Source organism: Agromyces sp. Y182, from assembly GCF_059445385.1.
In genome coordinates, this window is the sequence record NZ_JCAIUF010000001.1 from 2,459,374 (window position 1) to 2,479,338 (window position 19,965).

Below are 19,965 nucleotides of genomic sequence, written 5' to 3' on the forward strand. Positions count from 1 at the left end.
GAGCCTGGCCCGCCGTGCCGAGAACGTCGACCAGTCAGGGCGCGTTCACCGACCGGACACCGTCGATTGGCTTGACGGCAACGCGCACCCACTTGATTCGAGGAGGCCTGCGCGCGTTGAGCGCCGTGGCTTTCCCCCTGCCTCCCCAGAAGAAGCGGTACTGCCATGCCTGCGTACGCCCGAAGGAAGACCGTGAGAACGACCGGAGCCGTCCTGGCAGGAGCGGTGATCTGCGCGCTCGCACTCCCGTTGGCGGCGACCGCCGCGCAGGCCGCCGTGCCGGACGGCATCGAGGGAAGCGGAGTTGCGGGCGATCCCTACCTCCTCGACACCGCGTCCGACCTGCTCGCCTTCGCGACCGCGGCGAACGCCGAACCGGGCGCCTACAGTTCGTCGCACGTCGCGCTCACCGACGACATCGCGATGGACGGCGAGGCCGAGTTCTCCGGCATCGATCAGTTCTCCGGTGTCTTCGACGGGCGGGGTCACGTGATCAGCGACATCACCCTGGGCACGTCTTCGGCCGGGGGAGGGCATCGAGGCTTCATCCGGCGGCTGAACCAGGGCACCGTCGCCAACCTCACGCTCGACGGCGTCACCGCTGACAACGGCAGCGGTACCGGCTTCGTCGCCGGGATCGCGGTGTATGCGACCGGCGCGACCGTCACCGGCAACCGGGTCATCGACGCCGAATTGGTCGCGCGTTCCGGCGAGAAGGTGGGCGGGCTCATCGGCGAGGCCGACGGCGCCATCGTCACCGACAACTCCGTCGAGGCCGCGCTGACCGCCGCCAAGATGCCCGCCGGCATCGTCGCCTATTCGAAGGGCGCCAGCCGAATCGATCGCAACCTCGTCGATGCAGACCTCACCGTCGTGAACGGCGGCGGCGCCGCCGGCACGCGGGGAATCGACGCCGGCCTGATCGTCGGCTACCCGGGCACCCCCAGCTCGGCCAGCTTCTCGCAGAACGTCGCCCTCGGCGGCTCGATCGAGTACGGCGGCCTCATCGACGGGTTCACCGGCCGCATCGTCGGCTACACCGGTTATGAGGGCTGGAGCGCCGAGGGCAACCTCGCCAACAGCGACATCACGATCTCGGGCGCGACCGTCGCCGGCCCGGGCACGAAGAACCAGCACGGCATCGACACGGCTGCAGCCGACCTCGCGCAGCAGGCGAGTTACGAGGCGCTCGGCTGGGACTTCACCGACGCCTGGAGCTTCGACGGGATGCTGGGGCACCCGGTGCCGCAGTACACGTACACGCTGCCCGGTGCCGGTACCGCGGAGGCGCCGTACGAGATCGCGAACGCGGCCGATCTCGAGTTCCTCGCGGCCGAACTCAACGCCGGCACGGCGAAGTACACCGCGGCGACGAACTACGCCCTCACCGGCGACCTCGACTTCACGGGCCGCGATGCGTTCGTCGGCATCGACGGTTTCTCGGCGATGCTCGACGGTCGCGGCCACACGATCAGCGACATCACCTACGGGCCCAGCGCTTCCTCGGCCCGGCTCGGCCTGATCCGCGCCATGACCGGCGGCGAGGTTCGCGACCTCGTTCTCGACGGCGTCACCGCGCGCACGGACAGCAGTTCCGAGGGCGACTGGGTCTCGGCGGTCGTGGTCGTCGCCACCGACACGATCTTCGATGGCGTCTCCGTCATCGATGCCGAGCTGTCGGGTGCCGGCGCAGAGAAGGTCGCCGGCATCGCGGCCGAGCTGCGCGGCAACAGCCAGGTCACGGCCAGCTGGGTCGACGGCGACGTCACCGCGAAGAAGATGCCGGCCGGCATCGCCTCCCACGTGCACGACGACGCGGTCATTCGCGACAACCTCGTCTCGGTCGACCTCGCTGTCGTCGCCGACGGCGGTTCCGGCACTCGCGGAATCGACGCCGGCGCTGTCGCGGCATACCCCGAATCCGGCAACAACGTCACGATCGAGCGCAACGTCTCCTTCTCGGGGTCGATCGACTACTCCGGCCCCGTCGCCGGGTTCGCCGGCCGCATCCTCGGCTACTACCAGGCCTCGGGCGAGTACCGCGTGCCCGTGCTGGCGAACAACCTCGCCAACGGCGACATCACGATCAGCGGCGCAACCGTCACCGGCACTGCGACGGATGCGAACGGCGCAGACACCTCCGCCGCCGACCTCGGCGTGCAGGCGACGTACGAGCAGCTCGGCTGGGACTTCGCCGCCGACTGGATCTTCGACCACGAACGCGGGCATCCCGTGCCGCGCTTCATCGACGACACCCAACGCCCGAATCGCATCGCGACCACCTTCTACGGGGACACGCAGACGCAGCGGGCCTTCAACTGGTACTCGACGCTCTCGAGCGACGCCGCGGGCGTCAAGGTCGGCACCGACCGTGAGTTGAGCGATGCCGAGTTCGTGGCCGCCGAACGCACGACCGACCGCAACGGCGAGACCAACTATCAGGCGGTCGTCACCGGGCTCGAGCCGGGTACGCGCTACTTCTACCAGCTGGGCGACCAGGGCGCGCAGGTGTGGAGTGCCACCGGCACCTTCCTGACCAGCGACGGCGAATCCGACTTCACCTTCATCGACCTGACCGACACCCAATCGCAGAACCTGAGCGAGGCGGAGCTGTCGGCGGCGACGATCGCCAAGTCGCTGGCGACCGTGCCATCGGCCGAGTTCGTCATGCACAACGGCGATGTCGTCGAGCAGGGCAGTCGTGAGCAGGACTGGATCGACCTGCTCGACTCCTCGCGCGACAGCCTGATGGCGACGACGCTCGCCCCTGCCTCGGGCAACCACGACGAGGCGACCGACTCGTTCACCGATCACTTCGCGCTCGAAGCGGAGAACGGGCAGGACACCTCGACGGGTGCCTACTACTCCTTCGACTACAACGCCGCCCACGTCGCGGTGCTGAACACGAACGAGGGCGGGGCCCAGGGCATCAGCGACAGCCAGATCGACTGGCTGCGACAGGATGTCACCGCCGCACGCGAGGCCGGCGCCGAGTGGGTCATCGTGACGATGCACAAGGGCCTCTACACGACGGCGAATCACCTCGACGACGCCGACGTGATCGCGATGCGCGACCGGCTCATGCCCGTCATCGACGAACTCGACATCGACCTCGTGCTGCAGGGCCACGACCACGTGATCAGCCGCACGAAGGTGCTCGGGTACGACGCGGCGGGCATCGAGGATGCGGCCGTCAGGCCGACGAGCGTGATCACCGAGATCGTGAACGGCAAGCGCGCCGAGTACGCGCTGAACCCCGACGGCACGATCTTCTTCCTGCCGAACACCGCCGGCGCCAAGCACTACACGCAGGCGACCGGCGCCGGTGGCGGCATCGACCTGGAGAGCTACCTGCAGCTGTTCGACCGCACGGGGGAGCAGAACCAGGAGAACTTCGTCGGCATCAGCGTCACCGAGAACCGGCTCACGATCGACCAGTACGACATCAAGGAGAAGGGCCAGCCCCGCCTGTTCGAGAGCTTCGGCATCGATCGCGAGGTCACTCCGGTCGCCGCGACGATCGATGCACTGCCGCAGGTCGCCGACCTGACCACGTCTGACGAGAACGGCGTCGCGCAGGTGCGCGCCGTAGTCGATGGGCTCAGCGCCGCGCAGCAGGGTGGATTGGGCAACCTCGACGAGCTCGAGGCGCGGGAGGCCCGCATCCGCGAACTGACCGGTGCCGTCGCCACCGACGGCAGTGAGATCGCGTGGGCGACCGATGCCGACGCGCGTCAGACGGTGACGGTGCGGAACGACACCCGCACTGCGTTCACGGATGTCCCGGTGAAGGTCGCGTTCGCGTCGACCCCGCAGCAGGATGCCGACACCCTCGCGTTCTTCGCGACCGATGGGGTCCCCCTCCCGTTCGAGGTGGAGACGTGGAACCCCGGCGGTGAGTCCGTCGTCTGGGTGCGGGTCCCGCAGATCCCCGCGCAGTCGGCGGCGACGGTCTGGGCATACTTCGGCGCCGAAGACGTGACCAACGAGCCGACCCGGGTGTGGTCGGAGGACTACGCACTCGTCGAGCACTTCGGCTCCGCGGCGGACGCGGGCGCCACCGTCACCGATTCGACGGGTGCGCACGCGGGATCCGTCGTCGGCGGCGAGCTGACGGTGACCACCCGGGGCGGCGACTCGGTCGCCGAGCTGGGCTCCTCGCGCCTCGAGTACGACGGCGACGTGGGCGGCGACTTCGACCGTATCTCGATCAGCTCCGTCATCTCGCTCACCGAGGAGCAGCTCGCCGAGATGACGGGCAATGCGCCGATCGTCGCGAAGGAGTCCAGCACGGGCTCGGGCCGCACGAGCTTCTGGCACGGCATCACCGGCGACGGGCAGGCGAGCACCCGTTTGGCCGGCAACAGCTGGGAGTTCGGCACCGTCGACCTGAACAACCGCTTCGCACTGGCCTTGGACGGTGAGCCGCACCTGCTGACGCAGACCTACGACGGCATGACGTACTCGGTGTTCATCGACGGCCGAGAGGTGCACTCGCAGATGGTCGAGTACCGCAGCACCTACGGCGACCCGTCGGTGAAGACCACGATCGGCGACTACGCCACCACCGACGGCTCGCTGTTCCGTCCGTTCACCGGCGACGTCTCGGAGGTGCAGATCGCTGGGGTGGGCTTCAGCCCCGACTTCGAGGCATTCCGGTACGCCATGTACCTCGGCGATGCGATCGAGCTGGGAGACGTCGTTACCGGCTCGTCGGACGATGTCGAGCTCACCGTTGCCACCCCACGTGCCGACTCCGAGCAGGAGGCGGGCCTGGTCGAGGTGACCGGCACGGTGAGCAAGCACGCCGAGCTCGTCGCCGAGGTGGACGGCGCCGAGGTGCTCCGGCAGACCGTCGACGCGGGCGAATTCTCGCTGTCGGTGCCGGTGCACGCGATCGGCGACGCGACCCTCTCACTCACCGCTGTCGCCGAGGGCTCCTCGGCACAGCGGAGTGTGCCGTTGTCGGTCGTCGACACCGTCGCCCCGACGGCGCCGACCGTTGCCGACTCGTCGGATGCGGCATCCGCAGACCGCCCGGAGGTGACGCTCGAGGTCACTCCCGACTCCGGCGATCGTGAACCGGTGAATGTCTCCTTCTCGGCGAACGCGACGGTGCCGCTGACCGCGGCGAACACCGTCGTGCGCACCGGTTCGACGGTGGAACGCACCCCGGTCGCGCTGCTGCCCACGAGCGGCACCGCGCTCGCCGACCTCCTGCCGACCACCGCGGGCGAAGACCGGAACCCGTTCCAGATCTACGAGGTGACCCTGACCGACGAGCAGGCGGCGCAAGAGGAGTTCCACTTCGCCTGGACCGGAACGGGCGACGACCGCCGGGTGTCGGCCTGGGTGTGGGACGCCGTCGCATCCGCCTGGGCGTTGGCCGATTCGGATGCGAACGCCGACGGCGGCCCCGTCGCACTGGACGTGGTCGCCCGCGCCGAGCAGAACGTGGTTTCCGAACAGCGCACGATCTCGCTGCTGATCTGGCGCGGTCTGACCGAGCTGCCGTGGGGCGTGGAGCACGAGTACGAGACGGCTCCGGATGTCGCGGACTTCGACTGGGGGATGGCGCACGTGCCCGACACGCAGCTGTACGCCCAGGCCACTCCCGACTACATGACGAAGCAGTTCGAGGACGTCGTCGGCGGCGCCGAGAAGCGCAAGACCGCGATGGTCGTGCAGTCCGGCGACTGGGTCAACCGTGAGTACCTCTCGCAGGAGTACCAGTGGAAGCAGGCTGAACCGTCGGCCGTGGCCATGGAGGAGGCGGGTCTGCCGTACCTCATCTCGTGGGGCAACCACGACTATTCGGACGCGCGGAACGGCCGTGTGATGCTTCCGAGCTACTTCCCCATGTCGCGATTCGAGTCGAGCCTCGAGGGCACGCCGTGGAGCTTCGGCGGCAGCCAGGACATCGACAACTACTACTACACCGCCGAGATCGACGGTGCGCGGCTGCTGCTGCTGACGATCGGCTACTTCTCGTCTGACAACGCGAACGACGCCGGGCTGGCGTGGGCGCGCGAGGTGCTGGCAGCACACCCCGACCACACGGTGATCCTCGCCGCGCACCAGTCGGTGGGCACGGGCGCGAACAATTGGGCCAACGGCAACATCACGGGCTTGGTCGATGCGTACCCGAACGTGAAGCTCGTGCTGGGCGGTCACATCGCCGGCACGGGGGTCGCGTCGCGTACGACGCCGGCGGGCACCACCTACGGTGTGCTCACCGACTACCAGAGCCGCGTCTACGGCGGGCAGCAGTTCTACCGCAGCCTGAGCATCGACGCGGAGAACGGCCTGATCCACTCCAACACCTGGTCGCCGATGCTCCAGACCGCGGTCTCCGACGGTGCGTGGCACTCGCCGATCGCCGAGTCGGCGGTTCCCGGGTTCCACGGCTCCGACTCGGAGAACTGGGTGATCGAGCTGGACCTTGGCGGTTCGACCACGCGTACCCTGACCGCGAACGCGCTCACCTTCTCGGCCGGCGCCTCGGCGCCGATCGGCGAGACCGTCGGCACGGTCGGTGACGAGACCGTCTCGATGGTGCTCGAGGGTGCCCGCGAGGGCGTCGAGTACGAGTGGTACGCCGACCTGACCGACGCGGCCGGCAACACCACTCGCAGTGCGGTGTCGACGTTCACCATCACCGAGGCGCAGGCACAAGTGCCGTCGACGCCCCGCGACGTGTCGGCGACGGCCACCGGCACCACGGTGCAGGTCGGCTGGTCGGCCCCGGCCAGCGACGGCGGCGCCGACGTCACCCGCTACGAGGTCAATGTCGGTGACCGGGTGCTGACCGTCGACGGCGGCGTGCTCTCGGTGGATGCCACTGGCGTGGCGACCGGCAGCCACACGGTGACGGTGCGTGCGCTCAACAGCGTCGGATGGTCGCCCGCTTCCGAGCCGGTCACGATCGAGGTCGTGGACGCCGGCGGCGAGCAGCCGGAGCCGAGCATCGTGGTGCGCGGCGACTTCCACCCCGGTGGGGCGGTCGCCGTGTCGGGAACCGGCTTCGCCGCCGGCGCATCCCTCGAGATCGAGCTGCGCTCGACGCCGGTCGCACTCGGCGCGGTGACCGCCGCGGACGATGGCACGCTCACCTTCGCCGGAACGCTTCCCGGGGGCACTCCTCTCGGCGAGCACACGGTGGTCGTGTTGCAGGATGGCGTCGATGTGGCCTCAGCGCGCATCGTCGTGGGTGCGGCACCGGGCGGCGCTCCCGGCGGCGAGCCCCCTGCTTCCGGCTCCGACGGGCTCACCGGGCACCTGGCCTCGACTGGGAGCGATCTCGGCTGGGTGCCGTGGACGGTGGGCGGGGCGTTGATGCTGCTGCTGCTCGGTCTCGTGCTGATGCGAGCACGTCGACGCCACGAGCTCGGCTGACCCTCGCGACGGATGCGGTCGGCTCGCTCGAGTCGGCCGCATCCGTGTCGGTGCGCTGCACCGGCTCGGTCGGGAGCACGAGGTGAGCAGGCCGGCCCGACCGCCCGTGCAGGTGCAGATTGTGCGGAACCCGTTTAGCATCGGAAGCGGCGAGCAGCTCCGATTCCGACCGCAGCGCCGCCGGCCCGACCCCCCAGGAGCCCGAGTGACGACGCATGCCGACGAACAGCCGATGCTCGGACTCCGTGTGTCCGCGGGGGTGTCCGCGGCTGCGTCCGCGGCTGAGCGCGCGCCTCGGCCGGGCCGCCGGAGCGCCGAGGTCGGAGGCACCCTTCGTCCCCGCCGGATTCCCACGCCCGACTGGGGGAGCCACTCGTCGCCGCGCGATGTGCAGCGCTATTACCTGTGCAGCGAGGAGCCGAGTGGTGAGTTCGTCGAGGTGATCATTCCCGTCACCGATGCCGGTCGGCGGCGTTACTTCACGACGAGCGACGGCGAGCGTCTGACCGAGGTCGACGAGGACTACTTCGTGCGCCGAGGCGAGGGCAACGCCCGCTCGTTGCTCGAACTCGACGCGCGCGAGATGGCCGAGCTCCAGGCGGAATTGCACTTCGTGCGCCCGGTGCTCGGGCGCGACCCGCTGGCCGAGGCCGCGGCCGAGGCCGCACAGGCCGAGGCGACAACCGCTGCGCCAGAGCTTGAGGTGACGGATGTCGCGGAGCCGGCGAAGGTCGCAGCGGTGACGGATGTCGCGGAGCCGACGGATGCCGCGGGGGTGACGGATGTTGCGGAGCCGGCGGAGGTCGCAGCACAGGCGGCGCCCGACGCTGCGGCGTCCGGCGACGCGGTGCCCGGTGACGCGGTGTCGTCAGGCGTTGTGTCGAGCCCGGAGGTCGCAGATCTCGAGGACGCAGAGCCGGCGATGGTTCTCGAGCTGCCGTTCCCGGTTCCGGCGCGCGCCGTCGCGGAGTGGCTGGATGCCGGGACGATACCCGAAGACCCCGAACCGCCGGCGCCCGAAGAGCCCGAGCCGCCGGCCCGTGAAGTCGCGGCAGAGGTCGAGCCGGTATTCGACTTCCGTGCGGCCGACGACGATGACGATGACGACGAGATGAACGAGGAGAACGCCGTGGTGATGGGAACGAACATGTTCGAGCAGGTCGAGCCCGCGGCATCCGTGATGCCCGCCAATGTCACCCCGATGCCCGTCGGGGCGTCGGCCGGCACCTATGCCGTGACAGCCGCAGCCGCAGCCGCACCCGCCGTCACGCCGGCGCCGGCCGTCGCCGCCGCCACCGCGCAGGTGTCGCTCGCGAAGGGCATCGCGTTCGTCGCGCACCGCGGTCAGCTCGACCGGGTCGGCGCCGAATACATCGATCACCCGGGGCGCGTGGCCGAGCGGTTCGACCCGCTCGCCGAGCCCGTGCCCGCCGCGGCGGCGTGGTTGCACGACGTGCTGGAAGACACCGCGGTCACCGCGCAGGATCTGCTCGAGGCGGGCGTGATGCCCGAGATCGTCGAGGTCGTGCAGCTGCTCACGCGCACCGCGGATGTCGCGGACGACGTGTACTACGCGCGGATCCGCCGCCACCCGGTGGCCCGCCGGGTGAAGCTCGCCGATGTCGACGACAACTCGGCGCCGTGGCGCGTGCGCCGCCTCGACCGTGACACGCAGGTGCGCCTCGCCGAAAAGTACCGACACGCACGCGAGGTGCTCGGCGGCGAGTGACGTGGAGCCCCCCGGCGAGTGCCCGCTTGCCACTGCCCGCCCGCGCACGCTCCGACCGCGCGCTGAAGCCGTGACATCGGTGCCACGGCAGTGCGTTCATCGCGGGCAGCAGCGCGACGAAGAGCTTCGATCGTCGCGCAGCGGCGGGGCGCGTGGATTGCCTCCTCCGGCAGTACCATGAGAGGAGGGGGGAGTACCGATGTCGACACCCGACGCCCGAGAATCGGATCAGACCCTGATCGGTTCGGTGCAACGCGCTCTGCGGCTCGTGGACATCGTCGCGAACGAGCCGCGACCGATGCCGGTCAAGGCGCTCGCCACGGCGAGTGGACTCACGGCCGGCACCACGTACAACCTCGTGCGCACCCTGGTGCACGAGGGGTATCTCGCCCGCGAACCTGACGGGCTGCTGCTCGGCGATCGATTCCCGGCCTTCCTCTCGGGGGATGCCGCGCATGGCGTGTTCCTCTCCCGCGTGCGCACGGCGCTGCGCGGCGTCACTGAAGAACTCGGCGTCACCGCCTACCTCTCGCGGTTCGACGACGGCGAGGTGAATCTCATCGACATCGTCGACGCCGAACACAACCCGCGCGTCGAACTCTGGGTCGGGCTGCACAGCAGCGCGCACGCCACGGCGCTCGGCAAGCAGATCTTGGCCGTGCTGCCGAGGGAGGACCGGCTCGATTACGTGTCGCGGCATCCGCTCGCCGAACTCACACCGCACACCATCAGTGATCGGCGGGTGCTGCTCGACCAGCTCGAGCGCTCGCACGAGAGTGTCGTCGACCGCGAGGAGTATGCGATCGGCTACACGTGCATCGCAGTGCCGGTGCGCGCAGCGGGCATCACCGCTTCGCTCGCCGTGTCGCTGCCGACCGACCCGGGCAGTGCCGCCGGCGCCGCCCTCATCCAAGAGCTGCGCGGCGTGGCGGCCCGACTCTCGCTGCAACTCGGCACCGACCGCCTCGGGCAGTCGGGTGGCTGAGTCGTGCGCCTGGGTCGGCGGTGACGGATGCCGCGGCAGACGTCCGAGGCATCCGCTGTTCATCATCTGAAAATCTGGCACTGCCGTCGTGGGTCCCGCCCGGGTACCGTACAAGTACGCGCTGGGGGGCGCGTAGCTGCATCGCAGCACACGGTCGCATTGCGCGATCGGCACGGGGGGAGTTTCGGGTTCTTCCTCCGTGCGAGCGAATGGTGAGCGTGGGGGGAAGGTTCGGGTCCTTCTCCCCTCGCTACCATCCTTTTCGGCGCACCTATCGCGGTCGGCGGCGTACTCGGCTACCGTGGCGCCCAAACCGACCTCGACCGATGCGGGCGAGACGCCGCATGAGATCGCCCGGCGGCTGATCGAGCGGATCGACTACCTTGCGCCACCTCGTCAGCAGCCGGTTCAGCAGCCGGGGCCGGCAGGGTTGGTGTTGCAGTCGCCTTGGGTCAGGACGGTGTCGAATCGGCCGACGAGGACGCGTTGGGGGTCTCCGGTGGCGGTCAGGGTGCCGGAGATGGTCTGCCAACCGGATCCGGCGAACCGGTATTCGGCGCGCAGCACGACGTTGAGGGCGACGGTGTACTCGCCGGACTCGGCGAAGACGTGACTCGTGCCGGTCTGGGTGAACTCGCGTTGACCGAGTTGTGCCCATGTGGCACCCGGTGCGGCGTTCTGGACGGTGCCGCCGTCGCTGTGGGACCACCGGTATCCGACCGGTGTGAAGCGCACGTCGGCGGGCTGGCCGAGTAGGGTGCCGGGCACGATCTGCACGGATGCTCCGGCGACGAAGTTCGCCGGAAGGTCTTCGACCGCCCAGCCCCCGGGTTCCATGCCGTTGCCCGGCTTCGCCGGCACGAACGACGCGATATCGCGCAGCGTGACCGTGACGCCCGGGGTGGGAGCGGCCGGCTCTGGCTCTGGTGTCGCTGCCGGTGGTACCGCGCAGATCTCCAAGTTCAGCGGGCTGCAGTTCTCCGGCGGCGGCGGTGCCGGCTCAGACTCGTGGAAGATCGCGTCGTTTTCGTCGTTTCCACGCTCATCTTCGGGGATCAAAGGGCCCGTACCGAGGTCCACAATGACTTCAAGCGTGACATCATCGGCGTCCAACTCAGCACTCGGATCCGGGCATCCGATCCAGCCGAGCGCTTCGGTGCATCTGCCGGGGACGGATTCCGCGGCGGCCACGGTCGGCGCTGCGAGAGCTGCGGCGAACAGCCCAACAGCGACTGCTAGCAGAAGTCTTCCCCTGCCCAAACGATCACCTCGTCAACCAAGAGAGAGGCCGATCCGGGCCCGTCGGAGATCAAGAATGCTTGAAGGGGAGTCCGGTCTTGACGATCAGGCGGAGTCACGTCAGCGGAATCGGGCCCGATCACACGGGCGGCGCTGACGTCACGACAAAGGTAGATCGACAGCTCGGCGATGCCGTCCTGCTGGCTTCGCTCGGCGAGCGAGGTCGTATCGATACTTGTGGTGCCTTCCATCCGTATCCCGGCGTCGAATAGTGCGGCGAATTCTTCGTGCATGGTCTGTGCAAGCTTCGGCGTCACCAAACCATCGATGCGTTCCGCGCCCTCGCCGCCGTCGGCAGAGATCGCGGCTGAGACCTCGCGGTACCGCTCGTACGCCTCGACGGCGGCGGCGAGGGCCTCCTCGTCTGACGCGAAGATCGGCTCGGCGGCATCCGCCGAGGGGGTCGATGTCGGCGTCGGGTCGCCGTTCGTGCATCCGCTCAGCAGCAGTGCGAGCGCGCCGATCGCGGCGAACCCGGCGACCGGGTTGCGACGGTGGCGTCGCGCAGAACGAGAGAGGGGCATGGCGAATACCCTAGGCGAGCCCGCGCGCGAGGTGGCTGGTTATCCACAGCAGAGCTCGCGCGACCGCGCAACTGCGCGACAGCTCACTCCGGCGGCACGCCGAGGTCGCGCACGAGGTACGCCCACGGGAACGAGCGGCTGCCCACGATCCATCCGTCGTCTTCGTAGCGCCGCAACGGGCCGCGCCAGACCACGCGCTTGTGCTCCCACTGGGTCTCGGTGCGCACCATGCGGTGGCGCAGCATGGCGGCCTCGACGGTGTGCCAGCCCGACCGGCCCGCCAACTCCAGCTCGGCCATCTCGTCGAACGCGGTGACTGGGCCGAGCCACCGATATTCGAGACCATCGGTGGCGGCAGCATCGGTTCGTGCAGCGTCTCCGAATCGCTGCTGCGCCGCTTGCCGAGTCATCCCGAGCTCGGCGCCGATCGCCGACCAGCTGACGCCGCCCGCGCGAGCCGACTCGATCGCCTGACGAAGAATCGCGCGCACCTCGTGTTCTGCCTCGGCGCTCGCCCGGATGAGCGCGAGATGCCCGTCACGACCGATCTCGCCGTCGACTGCGACGTTGTCGAGGATCGCGAGCGTGACTGCGTCGCCGACGCCGGTCATCGATCGGCATCCTGGCTGGGCAGCCACCATCCGTCGACCTCTTTCGAGTGGGCCCGCGAGACGAGCCACCCGAGGGTGGTCGCGAGCGTCAGCGTGCCGACGAGCGTCAGTGCGACACCGACGCCCAGCACGATGCCGCGCACGAAGCCCTCGAGCATGACGATCGCCACCGTGTTGGCCGTGATGCCGAGCAGGATGGCGCCGAACCCGATCGACCACGTGGTGATGAGCTTGCGTTTCGTTTGCGTTCCCACGCGTCAATCATAGGTTGACGCCGATCGGTCTGTCAATAAATGATTGACGCGATGCGCGATGCGCGATGGCATGGCATGGCATGGCTGCGAACGCATCACACCCCGTTCACCATCTGCGCGATGCGTCGCAGGTACTGCTCGCGGTCGCGCGGGTTCTCGCCGATGCGGGCGCGTTCGGGCAAGACGCCGTGCACGGGTTCGTCGCCGTCGGGCTCCGACCGCAGTGCGCCCTCGCCGCGAGTGAGCCCCGGCAGCGCAGCGCGCAACCGGTCGAGTCGTCGCAGCGGAACTCGACCCGAGATGACGGCCGCGAAGCGCTCCTCCTCGGTCGTGGTCGGCACGGTCTCGAGCCGGGTGATCGCCGAGAGCACCGAGCCGACGACATCGATCGGCACCTCGAGCTCGAAGCGATGCATCGGCTCGCAGACGACGGTGCCGGCGTGGGCGAGCGCGTCCATCACGACGAGCGGGGTGACGGCGCGGAAGTCCGCCCCGGTGCTCGACATCGCCTTCGAGAAGCGCTGATGGGCGTGGCTCTGGCGCGGCGAGTACCCCGAGTGCGTCATCGTGACGATGCAGTCGAGTACATCCCAGCCCAGGAGCCCTTGCTCGAGCGTGGTGCGAACGGCCTGCTCGGTCGCGGCGAAGAACGCGGGCGGCATGGCCCCGGGTTCGATTCCGAGGCGGAACGCGATGCCGCTGCCGGGCGGCGCGGGTTCGACGCGCAGGCCGACGGTCGCGAGAAAGGGGTTGCCCCCGGCCTTGTTGAACTCCACGGCTTCGCCGACACCCGCGAGCCGCTCGACGCACACCACCGTCGACTCGCGAAAGCCGACCTCGAGTCCGTAACGCTCGGCGAGCATCGCCTGGATCACCTCCTTCTGCACCTCGCCCGCGAGCATGACCGTGATCTCGCCGCGCGCGTCGTCTTGCCGCAGATCGATGAACGGGTCCTGCTCGGCGAGCTCGGTGAGCGCCGAGAACACGGCGCCCGCGTGGGGCGGTGCGAACTCCGCGACCGACTGCAGCATCGGCCGGACGAGACCCGCCCCTTCAGCGGCGGTGCGTGATCGCACCCCGATGGCGGCGCCGATCTTCGCGTCGTCGAGCCCGCGTACGAGGGCGATGCGGCCGGCCGGCGAGGCATCCCTCTCGACGACCGTGCCGTTTTCGAACGAGCGGATGCCGGTGACCTTGACGCCCTCTCGACCGGCGACGGTGACCCGGTCGCGCACCTGCAGGGTGCCGGCGCGCACGTGCACGAACACGTGGCGGTCGCCGCGGTCGTCGCGCTCGATCTTGAACACGGTCGCGGCGAGTTCGGCGTCGGCATCACGCTCGATGCCAGGCAGCAGCTCGCCGAGGTGGGCGAGCAGCTCGGGCACGCCCGCGCCCGTGCGCGCGGACCCGGCGAGGATGCCGTGCACGAACGCGCCCCGTGAGAGCTCGCCGAATCGCTCGCGCAGCCGCGCAGGAGGCGGCGGCGTGCCGTTCGCCCACGCCTCGAGCACGCGATCGTCACGTTCGGCGACGACCTCGAGCAGGCCATCGACGGATGCCCCGTGGCGGCGAGCTTCGACGGACGCAGCCGGCGTACCGGCATCCGTCACCGTCGAGAGCAACGCAACGCGCTCGCTGAGCCGGCGGCGGATGTCGGCGACGACGCGCAGCGGGTCGGCACCGGCGCGATCGATCTTGTTGACGAAGAGGATGACGGGAAGGCCGAGCCGCTGGAGGGTGCGCAGGAGCACGACGGTCTGCGCCTGCACGCCCTCGACGGCCGACACGACGAGCACGGCGCCGTCGAGCACCGCGAGGGCGCGTTCGACCTCGGCGATGAAGTCCGAGTGGCCCGGAGTGTCGATCAGGTTGACGGTGAGCGCGGGCGCGGGCGCGTCGCCCGAAAGCTCGAAGGACACGACCGACGAGCGGATCGTGATGCCGCGGCGCCGTTCGAGGTCGAGCGAGTCGGTGACGGTCGTACCGTCATCAACGCTGCCGGGGTGGTCGAGCACGCCGACCTCGGCGAGGAGGCGCTCAGTAAGAGAGGTCTTGCCGGCATCGACGTGCGCGACGATGCCGAGATTGAGGGTACGCACGAGTGGTCAGGTCCGTTCGGTCGCGGAAGAGGGTGAACGAAGGCGTGACCTGAGCTCGCATCGCCTTGCCCTCTCTCTTCGACGTCTCGCGACGGACTTCGTCGCTCGTGCAGCGACGAGCAACGATGTTACTCGCGCGGCGGCGGGTTGTGAAGGCCCTCGCCTGCCTCGCGGATCAGCTCGTGCAGCTGCGTGAGCGCGCCGCTCGCAGCTGCGAGTGCAGCGCGCTCCCGCTCGGGCAGCGCCGCGACGGCGTTCATGACGTCCGCGCTCCATGCCTCGGAGATCGCCTCGTGCTCGCGGGTGCCGTCGGCAGTCGCCCAGACGCGCACGACCCGGCGGTCCTCGGCGCTGCTCTCGCGGGTGATGAGTCCGCGGCCCTCGAGGGAGCGGAGCGCGGCCGAGGTGTTCGACTGCCGCAGGCCCAGCGTGCGGGCGAGCTCGCCCACGGTCGCGCCGGGGTCGTCGACGACCTGCTTGAGCAGCGCGACCTCGGTCGTCGGGATCGGCCCGACGTGCGCGCGCTCGGGGGCCCGCCGGTGGATGGTCCAGGCGAGCTCCCTGAGCGTGCTCGCGGCGCGATTCAGCGAGGCATCCCGCTCGAGTGAGCGCGGAGTGCGCGTGTCACGGCCGTTCGATCCCATTGGGCAAAGTGTAGGTCGGCGAGAGACCCGTGCCGGTCAGTACTGCTGCGCGAGGGTGTCGAGCACGACGTTCGTCGCAGTGATGTTGTCGAAGCCGGGCTTGAGGCCCTTCTCCCACTCCGCGATGGCCAGGCAGGTGTCGACGACGAGCTTGCAGCGCTCGTAGCGACGGGCCGTGTAGGCGTCGAAGGCGTGCTCGTGGTCGTCGTGCCGTTGCAGTTCCTCGGCGAGCACGATGCCGTCTTCGATCGCCTGCGCGGCACCCTGGCCGAGGTGCGGGGTGACGGTGTGCACGGCGTCGCCGATCAGCACGACGCGGCCCTTGTGCCACGGCGCCGGGGCGATGAGCGACTCCTCCGGCCGCACCACGATGTCGGCATCGGGCTGCAGGATCTCGTCGCGCAGCCTGCCGGTGAGCCATCCGAAGCCCTCGAGGTGCTGCTTGAGCGCCGGATAGATCTCGTCGCCCTTCGGTCGCTGGTCGCGTTCGTACTCGGCATTGAAGAAGAAGTAGGCGAGATCCTTGCCGATGGGCACGAAGCCCGCCATGCCGGTCGGGCCGGGTTGCAGGATGATGCGGTCGATCTCGGGCAGCCGGGGCATGTTCAGGCGGAAGGCGCTCTGGCCGATGTAATACGGCCGGAGCTGCTCGTCGAGCACGTGCTCGCGCACCTGCGAGCGCACGCCGTCGGCGCCCACGACGAGGTCGTAGCGCTCGGAGCTGCCGTCTTCGTAGCGCACGGTGACGCCGTCGTCGTGCTGCTCGAGTGTGTCGAAGAAGGTCGAGTAGCGGATGACGACGCCGACCTCGAGCGCCCGCGCGGTGAGGATCTCGTGCAGTCGCGGACGGGTGATGCCGTTCATCGCCGGGTAATCGGCACCCTCGATCTTCGTTGCCGTCATGTCGCGGAGCTTGCCGCCATCGGCGTCGTACATCGACCCCCACTCGGTGGCGCCGTAGCCGTCGGCCATGCATGCGTCGGCGCAGCCGATCGCGTCGAGCGCGCGCATCGCGTTCGCGGGCTGGATGATGCCGACGCCGAAGACGGACGAGTGCACGTCGGCTTGCTTCTCGATGACGGTGACGTCGAGTCCTGCGTTGGCACGCAGGGCGATGGCGGTGGCGAGTCCGCCGATGCCTCCGCCGACGACAAGGATGCTGCGGTCGCTCATATGGAGTTCCTCACATAGGCCCGCCGGCGCACCGTTGCGCCGGTCCGACGGGCTGTCGATGTTTCGATCGACATATATATGGTCACATAAGCAACCACTGCTGAGCATTGCGGACTGCGCAACGTCACGTTGCAACGTCGGGCGCTTCGCGGACGCTCACAGTCAGTCGTCGAGGTCGTCGACCGCGTCGAGGATCGCGACGAGGTCGCAGTGCACGAGGGCGCCGCCGCCCAGCCGCGCCGCGATCACCTGGCGTGCCGGCCGGTCGTCGGGGTCCGGAAACATGGCGAGCCACTCGCGGTTCAGCGCCCCACGGTCGTCGGGATCGACGAGGTGCACCGTGAGCTTGACGATGTCGTCGGTCGACCCGCCGGCCGCCGCCATCAGGGCGCGGATGTGCCGGAAGACGTTGGCGCATTGCGCGTCGAGGCCCGGCGGCATTGCACCGCTCGCCGGGTCGCGACCGGTCAGTGCCCCGGAGTGGACGTGGGCGCCGATGCGACTCGCAGCCGGGATCGGATTGCGGTGCGAGTGACCGGGAAGGTGAATGCTGCGGCGGCGAGGCATGTCACCGGCCCTCGGGCACCGCGCGACCCTCGAGCACCACGTGGTTCTCGATCGCGCCGAGCCCCTCGATCTCGGCGCGCACGACATCGCCGTCCTTCAGGAACCGCCCGGTCGGTGCGCCGATGCCCGCGGGCGTGCCGGTGGCGAGGATGTCGCCGGGCATGAGCGTCATGACCTGCGTGAGGTAGGCGATCTGCTCGTAGATGTCGTGGATCATGTCGTCGGTCCGGAAGCGCTGCCGCTCCTCGCCGTTGACCGTCAGGCGCATGCCGAGCGCGAGCGGATCCTCGATCTCGTCGTCGGTCGTGAGCCACGGGCCGATGGGGCCGTGCGTGTCGAACGACTTGCCGAGCGTGAACGTGGGGGAGCGCTTCTGCAGCCAGTCCCGCACCGACACGTCGTTCACGACGAGGTAGCCGGCGATGACGGAGCGCGCGTCTTCGACCGCAACGTGGCGGCAGCGCTGACCGATCACCACCCCGAGCTCGATCTCGTAGTCCAGCGCGTCCGACACGATCGGCTTCTCGATGTCGTCGAACGGCCCGGTGATGCACGAGACCTGCTTGTTGAACCACAATTGGCTCGTCGGCGTCGGGATGCCGGCCGCTGCGGCCTCGACCGCGTGCTCCCGGTAGTTCATGCCGATGCCGAGAAACTTCTGCGGGTCGTCGATGGGCGCTTCGAGTCGGATGTCTGCGATCTCGTGCTTGGGCCCGTCGGCTCCCTCGATCGCCGGCCGCAGTTCGTCGAGCCGGGGCAGGATCGCGCGCAGCGAGGTGCCGATTCCGGGCACGTCTCTGAGGTCGGTGACGACGTCGTCGTCCACCCGGCCGAGCATGATCGGGCTATCGCCGCTGCGGAACCGTGCGAGCCTCATCGCGCTTGCTCCCGAGCCGAGGCCTGCTGCGGCGCCGCGCGCTGTGACTCCGCCTGCTGTTCGGAGGGCAGCGCACCCCATGCCTGCTCCGCCGTCGGCGTCAGCTGGAACAGGATGAATCGCCAGCCGAGCTCGGCATCGGCCGATCGCACGAGCACCTGCGTGGCGACGCCGCCGAGCGTGCGCTCGCCGCCCTCCTTGGTGCGGAGCCGGTTCACGAGATCGCCCGTCATGACGGCGACGTCGCCGATGAGCCGGATGTCGAGGTCGCCCCGCGTCGTGTCGAGGTACGGCCTGCGGGTCGCGACGTGCTCGAGCAATTGCGCCTTCGAGTGCATCAGGCCGGGGGCGTGGATGTGCACGAGCGTCTCGTCGAACAGCTCGTCGAGCGTCTCGAGGTCGCCGTCGAACAGGGCCTGCAGGCGACGCTCCTCGACGGCGCGCAGTGCTCCGGCGGTCGCGGCATCCGCTTTCGTCACGCCGGTCATCGCGTAGCTTCTTCGGCGGGAGAACTCAGAACTGCGGATGCCGCGTGGCGCGAGGATTCCCAGGTTCGGAACCCCGTCGCCTCTCCGGCCTCGACACCGGGTCGTGGCTGACCGACCAGGCGGTGGTAGCCGCTGAAGATCTCATCCGCCTCGGCGAGCGGCAGCACCTGCTCGATGTCGTCGAACGGTTTGCCGTCGGTGCGCTCGGCGACCATTCGGCGGATCACCTCGTAGCCCTCGCCGCGCATCGACATGATGATGCGGTTGACGCCCTCGCGGCGAGCGGCGTCGTAGGCGACGAACGCCGCGTGGGGGTCGTCGTGGGCGCTGAGCTGCTCGGCCACGACGCGCGCGTCGAGGAAGGCCTGGCACACGCCGTTGCCGCCGCGCGGGTACATCGCGTGCGCGGCGTCGCCCAGCAGCACCACGCGGCCGTCGACCCAGTCGTCGAGCGGTTCGTGCCGGATGAGCGGGAAGAGGTAGACCTCGCGTGCGTCACTGATCAACTGCTGGATATCGACGTAGTCGATGTCGACGCTCTCGTACAGCGGCACGATGTCGTCGACCGAGCCGAGCTGGTTCCAATCCTCGATCGTCTCCTCGCCCTCCTTCTCGACCACCCAGTTGATCAGCTGCTTGCCGGTGCCCTCGAAGTCGTCGGCGATCGGGTAGACGATCATCGTCGAGATTCGGGGGTCGCCGATGTGCAGGATGGTGTGGCCGTCGCGGATCGGCTCGCGGAGCGTCGTGCCGCGGTACATCGTGATGCCCGAGTACACCGGCTCCGCCTGGTTCGGGTGCATCTGGCGGCGCACGGGCGACTTGATGCCGTCGGCCGCGATGACGCCGTCGTGCCGCACTTGCTCCTTGCGGCCGTCACGGTGCTCGATGTCGAGCGTGACGCCGGTCTCATCCTGGCGGTAGGCGACCACACGTGCGCCCAACACGACAGCGTCATCGCCGAGGCGTTCGAGCACGGCGTCGTAGAAGAGCATCTGCAGCGAGCCGCGGTGCACGAAGCGCTGCTCGTGCTCGTACCCCATGTGCACGCCGCACTTCTCTGCGTAGATCTCCTGGCCGAAGTGGTTGTAGAAGATCGAGTCGACGGCATCGACCGACATGGCGCGGAATTCCTCGAGCAGCCCCAACTCCTCGATCTCTTTGGCGCCGTAGACCTTGATGTCGACGCCGACGCCGAGGGGCTGCAGCTCGGTGACGCTCTCGTAGATGCGCGTGCGGATTCCCTGCTGATGCAAACGCAGGGCAGTGACCAGGCCGCCGGGCCCCGCGCCGATGATCGCGATGTCGTGCATATTGGAT

14 protein-coding genes are annotated in these 19,965 nt (G+C 69.2%); 3 read left to right on the forward strand and 11 right to left on the reverse strand.

Features of this window, described 5'->3' with window-relative positions; all coding sequences use genetic code 11:
• The first annotated feature begins 192 nt into the window (after positions 1–192).
• From AC1C2R_RS11310 to AC1C2R_RS11320, 3 genes are all read left to right on the forward strand, one after another.
• Positions 193–7,395: a DUF2341 domain-containing protein gene (locus AC1C2R_RS11310; RefSeq protein WP_495379968.1), complete on the forward strand. Its 7,203-nt coding sequence runs from the start codon at positions 193–195 to the stop codon at positions 7,393–7,395.
• A 205-nt stretch (positions 7,396–7,600) separates the two neighbouring features.
• Complete coding sequence (locus AC1C2R_RS11315) at positions 7,601–9,124, forward strand: hypothetical protein (protein ID WP_495379969.1); 1,524 nt, start codon at positions 7,601–7,603, stop codon at positions 9,122–9,124.
• Positions 9,125–9,323: 199 nt separating this feature from the next.
• Positions 9,324–10,109: an IclR family transcriptional regulator gene (locus tag AC1C2R_RS11320; protein WP_495352580.1), complete on the forward strand. Its 786-nt coding sequence runs from the start codon at positions 9,324–9,326 to the stop codon at positions 10,107–10,109.
• Between the two features lie 408 nt (positions 10,110–10,517).
• On the opposite strand, the gene AC1C2R_RS11325 is transcribed toward AC1C2R_RS11320, so the two are convergent.
• From AC1C2R_RS11325 to AC1C2R_RS11375, 11 genes are all read right to left on the reverse strand, one after another.
• On the reverse strand, positions 10,518–11,069 hold the full coding sequence (locus AC1C2R_RS11325) for a PKD domain-containing protein (protein WP_495379970.1): 552 nt from the start codon (positions 11,067–11,069) through the stop codon (positions 10,518–10,520).
• 275 nt (positions 11,070–11,344) lie between these two features.
• Positions 11,345–11,932 (reverse strand): hypothetical protein, encoded by a 588-nt coding sequence (locus tag AC1C2R_RS11330; protein ID WP_495379971.1) that lies wholly within the window; start codon positions 11,930–11,932, stop codon positions 11,345–11,347.
• A gap of 83 nt (positions 11,933–12,015) precedes the next feature.
• Positions 12,016–12,543, reverse strand: a complete 528-nt coding sequence (locus AC1C2R_RS11335) for a hypothetical protein (protein WP_495379972.1) — start codon at positions 12,541–12,543, stop codon at positions 12,016–12,018.
• Complete coding sequence (locus tag AC1C2R_RS11340; RefSeq protein WP_495379973.1) at positions 12,540–12,797, reverse strand: hypothetical protein; 258 nt, start codon at positions 12,795–12,797, stop codon at positions 12,540–12,542. The genes AC1C2R_RS11335 and AC1C2R_RS11340 overlap by 4 nt, the downstream gene beginning before the upstream one ends.
• Before the next feature lie 95 nt (positions 12,798–12,892).
• Positions 12,893–14,896: a GTP-binding protein gene (locus AC1C2R_RS11345; RefSeq protein ID WP_495379974.1), complete on the reverse strand. Its 2,004-nt coding sequence runs from the start codon at positions 14,894–14,896 to the stop codon at positions 12,893–12,895.
• 128 nt (positions 14,897–15,024) lie between these two features.
• Positions 15,025–15,540, reverse strand: coding sequence for a MarR family winged helix-turn-helix transcriptional regulator (locus AC1C2R_RS11350; RefSeq protein WP_495379975.1), 516 nt, complete (start codon positions 15,538–15,540; stop codon positions 15,025–15,027).
• Positions 15,541–15,576: 36 nt separating this feature from the next.
• The gene (locus tag AC1C2R_RS11355; protein WP_495379976.1) at positions 15,577–16,713 is read right to left on the reverse strand and encodes an FAD-dependent oxidoreductase; all 1,137 of its coding nucleotides are present in this window, start codon (positions 16,711–16,713) and stop codon (positions 15,577–15,579) included.
• 162 nt (positions 16,714–16,875) lie between these two features.
• On the reverse strand, positions 16,876–17,280 hold the full coding sequence (locus tag AC1C2R_RS11360) for a RidA family protein (protein WP_495352589.1): 405 nt from the start codon (positions 17,278–17,280) through the stop codon (positions 16,876–16,878).
• A gap of 1 nt (position 17,281) precedes the next feature.
• Entirely contained in the window at positions 17,282–18,106 is an 825-nt protein-coding gene (locus tag AC1C2R_RS11365) for a fumarylacetoacetate hydrolase family protein (protein WP_495379977.1), read from the reverse strand.
• A gap of 47 nt (positions 18,107–18,153) precedes the next feature.
• Entirely contained in the window at positions 18,154–18,645 is a 492-nt protein-coding gene (locus tag AC1C2R_RS11370) for a nuclear transport factor 2 family protein (RefSeq protein ID WP_495379978.1), read from the reverse strand.
• Complete coding sequence (locus AC1C2R_RS11375) at positions 18,642–19,958, reverse strand: FAD-dependent monooxygenase (RefSeq protein ID WP_495352592.1); 1,317 nt, start codon at positions 19,956–19,958, stop codon at positions 18,642–18,644. Before AC1C2R_RS11375 ends, AC1C2R_RS11370 begins: the two co-directional genes overlap by 4 nt.
• Positions 19,959–19,965 lie beyond the last annotated feature (7 nt).